This is a genomic window from Shinella sp. (assembly GCF_035998705.1).
GTDB lineage: Bacteria > Pseudomonadota > Alphaproteobacteria > Rhizobiales > Rhizobiaceae > Shinella.
The window spans coordinates 122,984-135,253 of the sequence record NZ_DASYHH010000016.1; the positions used below are offsets into that span (position 1 = coordinate 122,984).

11 protein-coding genes are annotated in these 12,270 nt (G+C 61.6%); 9 read left to right on the forward strand and 2 right to left on the reverse strand.

All coding sequences use genetic code 11. The features are described 5' to 3' along the window. Nucleotide 1: 1 nt before the first annotated feature. The 5 genes from VGN93_RS13050 to VGN93_RS13070 all read left to right on the forward strand — a co-directional run bounded on the left by VGN93_RS13050 (nt 2) and on the right by VGN93_RS13070 (nt 4,929). On the forward strand, nt 2-715 hold the full coding sequence (locus VGN93_RS13050) for a GntR family transcriptional regulator (protein WP_319315294.1): 714 nt from the start codon (nt 2-4) through the stop codon (nt 713-715). Next, nucleotides 712-2,304, forward strand: coding sequence for a sugar ABC transporter ATP-binding protein (locus tag VGN93_RS13055; RefSeq protein ID WP_327507833.1), 1,593 nt, complete (start codon nt 712-714; stop codon nt 2,302-2,304). Before VGN93_RS13050 ends, VGN93_RS13055 begins: the two co-directional genes overlap by 4 nt. Continuing rightward, nucleotides 2,267-3,265: an ABC transporter permease gene (locus tag VGN93_RS13060; protein WP_327507834.1), complete on the forward strand. Its 999-nt coding sequence runs from the start codon at nt 2,267-2,269 to the stop codon at nt 3,263-3,265. The genes VGN93_RS13055 and VGN93_RS13060 overlap by 38 nt, the downstream gene beginning before the upstream one ends. Nucleotides 3,266-3,312: 47 nt before the next feature. Then, nucleotides 3,313-4,278 carry a substrate-binding domain-containing protein gene (locus VGN93_RS13065; protein ID WP_319315300.1) on the forward strand — a complete coding sequence of 322 codons (966 nt, stop codon included), beginning with the start codon at nt 3,313-3,315 and terminating at the stop codon, nt 4,276-4,278. Between the two features lie 63 nt (nt 4,279-4,341). Then, a complete protein-coding gene (locus VGN93_RS13070) occupies nt 4,342-4,929 on the forward strand; it encodes a DJ-1/PfpI family protein (RefSeq protein ID WP_319315301.1) in 588 nt (195 codons plus the stop codon). Nucleotides 4,930-5,206: 277 nt separating this feature from the next. On the opposite strand, the gene VGN93_RS13075 is transcribed toward VGN93_RS13070, so the two are convergent. Beyond that, nucleotides 5,207-6,106 (reverse strand): SDR family oxidoreductase, encoded by a 900-nt coding sequence (locus tag VGN93_RS13075; protein WP_327507835.1) that lies wholly within the window; start codon nt 6,104-6,106, stop codon nt 5,207-5,209. A 96-nt stretch (nt 6,107-6,202) separates the two neighbouring features. Here VGN93_RS13075 and VGN93_RS13080 point away from each other — a divergent pair, with 96 nt between their 5' ends. The 3 genes from VGN93_RS13080 (at nt 6,203) to VGN93_RS13090 (ending at nt 10,042) form a co-directional block, all read left to right on the forward strand. Further along, nucleotides 6,203-7,033, forward strand: coding sequence for a helix-turn-helix transcriptional regulator (locus VGN93_RS13080; RefSeq protein ID WP_327507836.1), 831 nt, complete (start codon nt 6,203-6,205; stop codon nt 7,031-7,033). Between the two features lie 383 nt (nt 7,034-7,416). Further along, complete coding sequence (locus VGN93_RS13085) at nt 7,417-8,679, forward strand: MFS transporter (RefSeq protein WP_327507837.1); 1,263 nt, start codon at nt 7,417-7,419, stop codon at nt 8,677-8,679. Nucleotides 8,680-8,797: 118 nt separating this feature from the next. Next, nucleotides 8,798-10,042 (forward strand): patatin-like phospholipase family protein, encoded by a 1,245-nt coding sequence (locus VGN93_RS13090; protein ID WP_414714089.1) that lies wholly within the window; start codon nt 8,798-8,800, stop codon nt 10,040-10,042. A gap of 90 nt (nt 10,043-10,132) precedes the next feature. Here the strand turns inward: VGN93_RS13090 and VGN93_RS13095 are convergent, their stop codons facing one another. Beyond that, entirely contained in the window at nt 10,133-10,618 is a 486-nt protein-coding gene (locus VGN93_RS13095; RefSeq protein WP_327507838.1) for a MarR family winged helix-turn-helix transcriptional regulator, read from the reverse strand. Nucleotides 10,619-10,665: 47 nt separating this feature from the next. On the opposite strand from VGN93_RS13095, the gene VGN93_RS13100 reads away from it, so the two are divergent. Continuing rightward, a complete protein-coding gene (locus tag VGN93_RS13100) occupies nt 10,666-12,168 on the forward strand; it encodes an FAD-dependent oxidoreductase (RefSeq protein ID WP_327507839.1) in 1,503 nt (500 codons plus the stop codon). Nucleotides 12,169-12,270 lie beyond the last annotated feature (102 nt).

Consider the following 12,270-nt stretch of genomic DNA (forward strand, 5'->3'; position numbering starts at 1 on the left):
CATGTCAATAAGCAGTCGGAGAGCAAGTGTGGCAATTGCAGCGGAGCGGGAAGGCAAAGCGCCGGTCATTCGCCCTATCAGCGTCGTGGAAGGCGTCTATGACGGCATCTACCATCGCCTGATGTCGCTGGAGATCGCGCCGGGCGCGCGCATTCCCATCGACGTTCTTTCGCGCGACCTCGGCGTATCGCAGACCCCGATCCGCGAAGCGCTCAGCCGGCTCGAGCGCGAAGGCCTGGTGCGCAAGGAACATCTCGTCGGCTACAGCGCCGCCCCGCAGTGGACGCGCAAGCAGTTCGAGGACCTCTATGCCTTCCGTCTGCTCGTCGAGCCCGAGGCGGCAAGGCTTGCCGTCATCAACATGACGCCGGAGGCGCTGTCGCAGCTGGAGACCTCCGCTGCCGATATGGGGCATGGTGAAGCGCCGGTCGACCGCAACACCCGCTATTCCCGTTTTGCGCGCGCCGATGCACAGTTCCACGACGCCATTCTCAAGATCGCCGGCAACGAGATCATCCGCAGCACGCTGTCGAACCAGCATGTCCACCTGCATATTTTCCGGCTGATGTTCCACACCCGCGTCACGCAGGAAGCGCTGGAGGAACACGAGAACCTGCTCGCCGCCTTCCGCTCCGGCGAACCGCAGGCGGCATACGATGCCATGCGCGTCCATATCGAGCGTTCGCGCGACCGCCTGTTGTCGGCCTTCGAATGAACGCGGTCGTCACCCCACAGCCGGTCATGGCCCCGGGCGGCACCGTCGCCGCTCTCGGCGCCGAGGGGCTTGGCAAGACCTATGGCCAGATCACCGTGCTGTCGGATGTGACGCTCGACATCCGTCCCGGCGAGGTGCACGCGATCATCGGCGAGAACGGCGCGGGCAAGTCGACGCTGATGAAGCTCTTGTCCGGCCATGTGGCGCCGACCGAAGGCAGCCTCTTCCTGGACGGCAGGCCGGTCGCGTTCCGCAATGCGGTGGAGGCCGAGGACGCCGGCATCGTGCTGGTCCACCAGGAAATCCTGCTGGCCGCCGACCTGACCGTCGCCGAAAACCTCTTTCTCGGCCGGGAGGTCGGCCGCGGCCTGATGGTCGACGACCGGTCGATGAACCGACGCACCGCCGAACTCCTGGCTAGGGTAGGCTCCACGGCGCGTCCGCGCGACCGCGTCTGCGACCTGCCGCTTGCCCAGCGCCAGCTGGTGCAGATCGCCCGCGCACTGCTGGACGAGCGCAAGGTCGTGATCCTCGACGAGCCGACGGCCGTGCTGGCGAACGACGAAGTTGCCGCCCTGCTTGCCATCGTGCGCAGCCTGCGCGACCACGGCGTCGCCGTGCTCTACATCTCGCACCGTCTCGACGAGGTGCAGGCGCTGGCCGACCGCATCACCGTGCTGCGCGACGGGCGAATGATCGGCACCTGGCCGGCGGCCGGCCTCGGCCAGCGCGAGATGGCGGAGCTGATGGTCGGGCGCGAACTGGACATGCTCTATCCGCACAAGCGGCCGGAAGCCACGGCCGAACCGATCCTGACCGTGACCGACCTCGCCGTCGATCGCGGCACGGAGAAGGTATCCTTCGACGTCCGTCCCGGCGAGGTGCTCGGCATCGGCGGCATGATCGGGGCGGGGCGCACGGAACTGATCGAGGGCCTCATGGGGCTGCGCCCTTCGGAAGCGGCACGCGTCACCGTCAACGGCAGGGAAATCACCCACCGGTCGGTGCGCACGCTGATGGAAGCCGGGCTCGTCTATCTGACCGAGGATCGCAAGGGGAAGGGCCTTCTGCTGGAGGAGAAGCTCGGCCCCAATCTCACGCTCCAGGCGCTCGATTCCGTCAATCCGGGCTCCGTGCTCGACAAGCGCGCGGAGTTCGTCCGGCTCGAAAAGGCGGTGGCGGATTACGACATCCGCGTGCGCTCGCTGCGTCTGGAAGCCGGCAAGCTTTCGGGCGGCAACCAGCAGAAGCTGCTCCTGGCCAAGGTCATGATGGCGGATCCCGCGGTGGTCATCATCGACGAGCCGACGCGCGGCATCGACATCGGCAACAAGAGCCAGATCTACGACTTCATCGACGCGATGGTGCGTGCGGGCAAGGCCTGCATCGTCATCTCGTCGGAAATGCCCGAGCTGGTCGGCCTCGCCGACCGGGTTCTGGTGATGCGGGCCGGCCGGATCGTCGCCGAGCTCCGCGGCAATGACATCAATGAGGAGAATGTCGTCTACGCGGCCACGACGGGTGGCAGCGCCGACGGCGGGGAGGAAGACCATGACCACCGCAGCGACCGTAACAATCCCGCCGGCTGACGACGCGACCCGCATTCGCTGGGCCGATCTCGCGCCGTTCATCGCGCTTGCGCTGATCGTGCTGTTCGGCGCGCTGGTGAATTCCAATTTCGTGTCGTCGGCCAACCTGATCAACGTCATCACGCGCAGCGCCTTCATCGCGATCATCGCGGTCGGGGCGACCTTCGTGATCTCGTCGGGCGGACTGGACCTGTCGGTCGGCTCCATGATGGCCTTCGTCACCGGCATCATGATCATGGTGATGAACCACCTCGCGCCCAACTTCGGAGCCTGGGCCATCCCGATGGGCGCCGGGGTCGCGCTGGTCGTCGGCTCGCTGTGCGGGCTCTTCAACGGGCTGATCGTGACGGCCGGGCGGATCGAGCCCTTCATCGTGACGCTCGGAACGATGGGCATCTTCCGCGCCTTCATCACCTTCATGACGGATGGCGGATCGCTCCCGATCGACCGCAGCCTGCGCGAGGCCTATCGCCCGGTCTATTTCGGCAGCCTGTTCGGCATTCCCTATCCCGTGCTGATCACCTTCGTCGTCGTGCTCGTCGGGGCCTTCCTGCTCTACAAGACGAAGTTCGGCCGCCGCCTCACATCGGCGGGCTCGAATGTCGAGGTCGCGCGCTTTTCCGGCGTCAACGTCGCTGCCGTGCGCACCATGGCCTATGTCATTCAGGGTGTCTGCGTGGCCGTCGCCGCCATCTGCTACGTGCCGCGGCTCGGCGCCGCCACCCCCACGACGGGACAGCTCTGGGAATTGCAGGTCATCACCGCTGTCGTCATCGGCGGCACGCTGCTGCGCGGCGGTCGCGGACGCATCGGCGGCACCGTCGCCGGCGCGCTGATCCTCGAGGTCATCGCCAATGTCATGGTCCTCTCGGACATGGTCTCGGAATATCTCGTCGCCGCCGTTCAGGGCGCGATCATCATCATCGCCATGCTGGCGCACCGCTTTACCGCCAACCGCTGATATCGGCCTTCCGTCGAGACCGGCACTGACTTCAAAAGGAGGAGAAAATGAAGTCTATCATGCAGAAAGCAGCACTCTTGCTGTCAACGGCCGCCCTGGCCATCGCCCTGCCGCTCGGCAGCGCACAGGCCGAGGAGAAGGTGACGATCGCCGTGTCGATCCCGGCTGCGACACACGGCTGGACGGGCGGCGTGGTCTACCATGCCGAGCAGGCCGAGAAGGAAATCGAGGCTGCGTTCCCGAACATCGACGTCGTCCTGTCCACGGCTTCCTCGGCGACCGCCCAGGTTTCCGCGCTCGAGGACCTGTCGGCGAGCCGCAAGCTCGACGCGCTCGTCATCCTGCCCTTCACGTCGGAAGAACTGACGGGGCCGGTCGAGCAGATCAAGCAGAAGGGCACGTTCATCTCGGTCGTCGACCGCGGTCTGACGGACCCGGCGGTGCAGGACCTCTATGTCGCCGGCGACAATATTGCCGTTGGCGCCAACACCGCGCACTGGCTCGTCGACAAGCTGAGCGGCGAAGGACAGATCGTCGTGCTGCGCGGCATCCCGACGGTCATCGACGACGAGCGCATCAAGGGCTTCTCGGATGTCATCGCAAAGTCCAACATCAAGATCCTCGACATCCAGTATGCCAACTGGAACCAGGACGAAGCCTTCAAGCTGATGCAGGACTATCTGGCGAAATATCCGAAGATCGACGCCGTCTGGGCCAATGACGACGACATGCTGCTCGGCGTGCTCGAGGCCGTCGACAATGCCGGCCGCAAGGACATCAAGTATGCGCTCGGCGGCAACGGCATGAAGCAGGTCATCGAGATGGTGAAGGAGAAGAACGAGCGCACGCCGATCTCCACGCCCTATCCGCCGTCGATGATCAAGTCGGCCATCTACATGACGGCCGCCCAGTTCGCAGGCCAGGCGCCGGTGCGCGGCTCCTTCCTGCTCGGCGCGCCGCTCATCACGCCGGAGAATGCGGACCAGTTCTACTTCCCCGCATCCCCGTTCTGATCGCAGACCGTGCCCGGCTTCGGTCGGGCACACCACGACACCAACGACACAAGGAGACATGACATGAGCGGCAAGAAAATCCTCATGCTGACCGGCGAATTCACCGAAGAATACGAAATCTTCGTCTACCAGCAGGGGATGGAGGCTGTCGGCCATACGGTGCACGTCGTGTGCCCCGACAAGAAGGCCGGCGACCGCATCAAGACCTCGCTGCACGATTTCGAAGGCGACCAGACCTATACCGAAAAGCTCGGCCACTATGCAGACATCAACAAGACCTTCTCCGAAGTGCGGGTCGAGGAATATGACGCCGTCTATGCAGCCGGCGGCCGCGGCCCGGAATATATCCGCACCGACAAGCGCGTGCAGGACATGGTGCGCCATTTCCACGAGACCGGGAAGCCGATCTTCACCATCTGCCACGGCGTACAGATCCTGATGGCCGTGCCCGGCGTGCTGAAGGGCAGGAAGGTCGCCGGCCTCGGCGCCTGCGAGCCGGAAGTGACGGCCGTCGGCGGCATCTATATCGACGTGAAGCCCACCGAGGCTTATGTCGATGGAAACATGGTTTCGGCCAAGGGCTGGACGGGACTGGCCGCTTTCATGCGCGAATGCTTGAATGTACTCGGCACCAAAATCACGCACACCTGAGAAACCGATGAATGGAGCATGCCCCGGCGATCTGATGCGGGGGCATGTCCGGCGTTTCGAGCACTCCTTCAGCGGATAGAAAGAGTGTCGCACGGTTCGACGTCGGCAATCCAGACATAGGATCCCGTCTCCTTCAACAATCGGGATGGCGATGACGGCTCTTTCCTCTGATTAAGGGGGGCGAAGGCCGTATCGGCTTGAATTGAAGCCGCAGGGAACGGTCGCGGTCGCCGATGCGCAGTCCATCTTTGCGCTTTGGTCGTCAGTATTCCCGACTTCAGACACGTGTCGGCGAATAGTCCATGTCTTTCAGGTCGGCGAGCAAGCTTGGCCCCGTCGTTTGCCAACCCAGTTTCTGCCGGGTCAGTGCGCTCGAGGCCGTTATGTCCGCCGCAGCGAACATGGCGAACCAGCCGAAATGGGCTTCCGCCTCTCCTTTCGGGAGCGAGACGACCGGAAGGCCAAGACCGGCGGCGACCACCTCGGCGATGTCGCGCACGACGACGCCTTCTTCGGCCACAGCATGGTAGCGGGCGCCGGGTTGCGCGCGATCGAGCGCGAGGACGTAGAGCTTCGCCACATCGTCCACATGACCTGCGGCCCAGCGATTGACGCCCTGGCCGACATAGGCGACCACGCCCTTCTCACGGGCCATTGCGATATAGGGCGAGATCAGTCCCTGTCGAATGGTGTCGTGGACTTGCGGAAGCCGAACGACACCGAGGTTTACACCCGCCGCGAGCTGTTCCTGGCCGGCCAGTTCCGAGGCTATGCGCGGATTGAAATGATGGGCGTCGAACACGTCCTCGCGAGCGGGTTCGCCATTGCCCGGGTCGCCGATACCGACGCCCGACGTGATGAGCAGCGGCCGGCTCGATCCCTTCAGAACGGAGCCGAGCGCGGTAATGACGCGGCGATCCTTTTCACAGTTGGCCACGAAGTTCGCAAAGTCATGGTCGAATGCCGTGTGGATGACGGCGTCGGCGTTTTCAGCTCCTTTCGCCAGGCCTGCGGGATCCTCCAGCGTTCCGAAATGAGCGGACGCGCCGGCATTTGCCAGTTCTTTCGCGCCGCTGCCGGAACGGGTGAGGCCGATGACCTCATGGCCCGCGGCCAGCAGTTCGCGACGGATGCGGGACCCGATGAACCCGGTGGCACCTGTCAGAAAAACACGCATATGAAATCTCCCTGCATTGACGTGCCGGGTGATCTCATGGAAGTTTGTCCTGTTAAAGTAGTGACTTTATCCTAGTATAAATACCAACAGGACCACATGAGCGGCAGCGTCACAGAAAATGCTCTCGGCACATTCCTGCGCGACCGGCGCATGCGCCTCGATCCGGTGTCATTCGGCTTTCCGGCCGGACGGCGCCGCACGCCGGGCTTGCGTCGCGAGGAAGTCGCTCAGCGCGCCAATATAAGCCCGACCTGGTATACCTGGTTGGAGCAGGGGCGGGGCGGAGCCCCATCCGCCCATGTGCTCGATCGCATCGCACGCGGCCTGATGCTGACCGATCCGGAGCGTGATCACCTTCATATTCTCGCTTTCGGCCATCCTCCCGAGCCACGTTACCGTCGACACGAAGGGATCACGCCCCGGCTGCAGCACGTGCTGGATGCCATGCCGTTCAGTCCTGCCATTATCAGGACGGCGACATGGGATGTGGTGGCGTGGAACAAGGCCGCGGCCGTGATCCTGACGGACTATGCCAAACTGCCCAAGGAGCGTCGCAACATTCTTCGCATGATGTTCTCCGATGAGCGCATGCGCGCCAAGCAGGATGACTGGCACACCGTCGCTCGTTATGTCGTCGGCGCATTCCGGGCCGACGCGGCACGCGCCGGGGCGGGGGTGGAAATCCGGCAACTGGTCGAGGAACTCTCCGCCCGCAGCCCGGAATTCAAGGCGATGTGGGATGACAATGAGATCACCAGCACGCGCGAAGGTATCAAGAGACTTCACCATCCTGCTCTCGGAACGGTCGATCTGGAATTCTCGACCTTCTCGGTCGAAGGTCGGTCCGACCTCAACATGATGGTCTACAGTCCGGCAAACTCCGAAGTCAGGGAGCAGTTTCGGTCACTGATCAGCAGCGCTTGTTGATCTTGGATGGGACTGGTCGAACAAAGATAGGTCTCGTCGCTCAAAAACTTCGCTCCTACGGCATCCAATGGACGATCCATCGGACTCAGGGCTGATATGGATGCGCTTGCGATTGAAGAGCGTAATAATTTCCGCATCGTTCGACGAACAGAGGTGTCATGCGCGCGCCTGCGGTCATGACGGCACACGACTCTCTCTGCTGGTGCCTCGCACCTTGATGCCGGTCACACATCGAAGTGGGGCACAAAGAAATGTGCATTATACACTTTGTTGTTGACGGGCCTCGCCCCTTGCCATTATGTGCATACTACACATTGATCGAGCGCTGCGCAGCGAATTTAGTCATTCGCGACGCATGTGCGGTCAATAGGAGGAGTCGCGAGATGAACGTCGATGCATCTACAGCAGGGTGTAACAAGGCAACGCCAAGGCTTGACTGGCGCGTGATGCTGCCGGTCTTTCTCAGCGTAAGCCTCTATGCGGCGAGTGCGGCCGCAGTCTTGCCAATCTTGCCATTTTACCTCAGGGAAATGGGCGGAACGCCGCTCGTTTTCGGTATCGTTATCGCCACAGAAGCGCTCACTCAATTTGTGGCGGGGCCCCTGGTCGGTCAGCTCTCAGATCGCGTGGGACGTAAGAAAATCCTGCTGGCAACGCAGGTGGCTGCTTTTATCAGCTTCCTTTTTCTCGCTCTGGCGAAGGCGGTGTTTCCCGTTCTGTTGGCACGCGTTCTATTCGGCTTTACGGGAGGGACATTCACCGCGGCCGCCGCATACGTCGCAGACCACAGTTCCCCGACCAACCGCCGGCAGGCCATAGGCATTCTAAATGCCGCCGTTGGGCTTGGAGGTATCGCCGGAGCGGGACTGTCGGGTTACCTGTCCGGCATCTCGCTGACCGTTCCGATTTACGCCGCCATGGCCTTCTCCGCGACCAGTTTCGTCGTGACGGCTGCCTGGATCAAGGGCAGCCACACAGCATCCACCGGCTTCGATGAGACAGTCAAAAGCCGGGCTCCGTCGGACAAAGCCTCATTCAGGTCGATCGTCGGTTCTCCCTTGATCCGAGTGCTTGTGATCGTACTGCTCTGCTACTTTTTTGCCTATGGTATGTATGGCTCTCAGATCGCCAACTATCTTCAAGCGACCTTTACCAGTGAAGGCGGTTCGTTTGGACCGCGCGAGCTTGGCTACGTAATGGCCGCCGATGGCGCGATCAACATCATTGTCCAGCTATTCCTGCTGCAATGGCTTGGGCGATACTTCACGGAACGCCTGCTGATCGTTCTCATATGCGCCATTGTGGCCGTCGGCTACATCACTGTCGGCTTTGCGATGACGCTTCCGGTTCTTGTCTTTGCCATCCTTTGCGTAAGTGTCGGTGACGCCTTGGCGCGCCCCACCTTCATCTCGGCGCTCTCCGTCCATGCCCCGCGCGAACGTCAAGGAATCGTGCTGGGAACTGCCCAATCGCTGCTTGCTGCTACGGAGGCCGTCTCGCCCGTAATAGCCGGCTTTCTCATTGGCCAGGCACTCTATGGTGTCTGGACCGGCGCGATCATCGCGTTCGTCGTGATTGCCGCGGCAATCGCCTGGACACGACTGCCGCGCACCGACCCGGAGGCAGAAGGGCAGGCGAACGAATAAGCATACGGTTGCCGCTCAATGGCAGCGCTCCTCATCGAACTCGGCTCGAGAGAACCCACTCAATGACACGCCACGACATCTCGGAAACAGAATCGATATGCAGTCCGCGGGAGACATGATGATGACTTCGGCCGCACGTGATCCGCTCTTTCGCATCCATTCAAGGGCGCTGACTGTTCGCTTCGTTACCAGGCGATCCGTGCAGACATTGATATTTCTTTTGTCCGCCGCGCTGGTTCTTTCCGGCTGCACACATATGTCAGAGCGCGCTTTCGACGCCCGTGAGGCCGACAATGCCTTGATCGCTGGATATGGCGAAATCCGCACCTACCGCTATTCCCCGCGCAACGAGGTGCTTGCAAGGCATCCCGACTGGATGGTCGAGACCCAGTCCGACAACAAAAATATACTGATGATCTCCGGTGGTGGTGGCAGCGGCGCTTTCGGTGTCGGCGTGCTCGCGGGGTGGACCGCCACGAACACGCGCCCGCGTTTTGATGTCGTGACCGGTGTCAGCACAGGCGCCTTGATCGCGCCATACGCCTTTTTAGGTCCCGCTTACGATAAGACACTGGTGCATCTATTTACCAGCGGCGTTGCCCAGGAGCTTGTCGCGATCAACGGGCCGTTCGGGGTGTTTGGCTCAAGTCTGCTCAAGCCCGGGCCACTCAAAAGACATGTCGAACGCTCCATCACGCCGAATGTCCTCAATCAGATTGCTGCCGAACACCGCAACGGTCGACGGCTACTCGTTCTCACGACAAACCTTGATACTCAACGCGGTGTGATCTGGAACATGGGCGCTATTGCTGCGAGCGGAACCCCGGACGCCCTGAAGCTGTTTCGAGATGTTATCGTCGCTTCGGCAAGTGTCCCGGGCGTCTTTCCTCCTGTCATGATCCAGGCGACGTCAAACGGACGGCAGTTTCAGGAACTGCACTCCGACGGAGGGTCAACTTCTCAGATCCTGACACCACCTCTTCTCGTTGAAAACGCGCTTTTTTCCGAGGGGACTGTTCAGCAAAAAGTCAATCTGTACGTGATCGTCAACAACGCGCTCATCCCCGAGTTCGCTGTCACTCCTAACCGGGCGGTCTCGTCCCTGGGCCGAGCATACTCGACCTTCCTGAAGTCTCAGGCGCAGAGCGAATTGACCGCGCTCTACAACCATGCCCGCCGCACGGGAGCAAATTTCCACGTTGCATCGATCGAGGTCCAGATTCCCTATTCGATGCTTAATCCGCTCGACAGGAATTACATGCAGGCCGTGTACAGGCTTGGTTACGAGCAGACGACCTCCGGGGCGTTGTGGAAGGATACGCCAGCCTTTCCGTTGAAATTATTGCAGCCTGTTGCGCGGTGATTTCCGTCATCGAAACAGGCGGACCTATCCATTTTCAATCTCTCATATAACGCCTCATCAACCGATCCGCAGGCTGAAGCGGCGTCGCTCCTAGTCTTCCGGAGCAGGCGTGGCGCCGATGCTGTCGGCGAACATCCGCATGAGGCGAAGCAGCTCGTCGAAATCTTCACGCGTCCAGTCCTTCAGGAGAGATAAAGCCATCTTTTCTCGCGCTCTGTCGAGAGCGTCCGTCGCAGCCTTTCCTTTCGCCGTAATGACCGCTTCACGCACCCTCTTGTCGGTCGGAAGGGAGCGGCGCTCGACGAGGCCGAGTTGCTCGAGACGTGCCACCTGGCGACTGACGGTCGTGTAGTCCCGCCCTACACCATCGGCGAGTTCGACAACTCCGATCGGTCCGCGTCGCTCTATGCCGACGAGAAGCGGAAACAGGGCGCGCTCCAGCGTCAGCCCTGCCAGTTCCAGCAATTGCGCGTCCCGTTCCGGACGGTTCATGAGGCCGGCAATATCCATGAGCGCACGATGCAACTCGGGTAGTGATTTCAAGATATGTGCATTTTGCACTTTTGTTGTTGACATGGCCACGCCTCCTGATGATATGTGTATCATACACATTGGAGGCGACAATGAAAGCTGATAACATGATCGACGTTTTGATCTGCGGCGCGGGCGCTGCGGGTCTTACGCTGGCCATCGACCTGGCGAGGCGTGGCGTGGCGTTCCGCCTGGTCGAGAAAAGGAACCAGCCATTTGCGGGCTCTCGCGGCAAGGGTATCCAGCCGAGAACACAGGAAGTCTTCGAGGATCTGGGGATCATCGATCGGATCGTTGCGGCAGGCGGCATCTATCCGCGGATGCGCATGTATCTGGATGACGGCACCTTTGTGGAAAAGGATATGGGCGTGCGAGCCGATCCCACACCCGCTGAGCCCTATCAGATCGCGCTGATGGTGCCGCAATTCTTCACGGAGAAGATAATGCGTGAGCGGCTCAGCGAGCTCGGCCATCACGTCGAGTTCGGACTTGAGCTTGTTGCCTTCGAGCAGGACGAGGAATGTGTCACCGCCCGGCTGGCCGGGCAATCCGGTGAAGAGGTCGTGCGCTGCCGGTACCTGATTGGAGCAGACGGCGGCCGAAGCTTCGTACGAGGCTCGCTTGGCGTGGATTTTCCTGGAAAAACACTTGGTGTACGTGCGCTGGTAGCGGATGTTTCGCTGACTGGGCTTGACCGTCAGGCCTGGCATCAGTTCAACAGCGGTGACATGCAGCGAATGGTCTCGATTTGCCCGCTCGCAGGAACCGACCTGTTCCAGATCCAGGCGCCGATCCCGCCGGAGGGCGAGGTGGACCGGTCCGCTCAAGCGCTGCAACAAATGATCACCGAACGGACCGGCCGCAGTGACATTCAGGTGCTGTCGGTGTCCTGGGCATCTGCCTACTCGACGAATGCTCGCCTTGCAGAGCGCTACCGGATTGGGCGGGCGTTTCTTGTCGGCGACGCTGCCCACATTCATCCGCCGACGGGTGGCCAGGGCCTCAATACCAGTGTGCAGGATGCCTACAATCTTGGATGGAAGCTGGCGGCGGTGCTTGCTGGTGCCCCGAACCGATTGCTCGACAGCTACGAGGAAGAGCGGCGCCCCGTCGCGGAAGCGATGCTGGGGCTCGCGACGGATTTGCTCGAGGCAGCAAAACGAGGAGGAATGCAGCGGGGCCGAGAGGTGCGCCAACTGGATATCGGATATCGAGGATCGTCATTGGCTTTCAATCCACCCGGACGCCACGGAAATCTCCTCGCAGGAGATCGCGCGCCCGATGCGCCGGTGCGGGGTGCGGCAGGATCCGCCCGCCGTCTCTTCGATCTGTTCACAGGACCGCACTGGACCCTGATCGGTTATGAGGCGGCGGGTGATGTCGTTAAAGGCCACGAAGGCCTTCACATCCACCGGATCGGTGGCGGATGCGAACTGGAAGACGAGGATGGCCACTTCCGTGACGCCTACGGACTTGCATTGGGCGAATGGGTGCTCATTCGGCCCGACGGGTATGTCGCGGCGATCGTGACCTCCGGCGACACCGCAAAACTGCGATGCTCCTTCGAGGAGGCAGGACTGAACGGACCGCTTTGAGAGATGAACTGGGCACAGGCCCAAGCCTTCGTGTGCCTGTGCGCCCAGCGATCGCAAGACGGGAGAATTGCGGGACCAAACAGATTCTTGCCACGAGCCCAG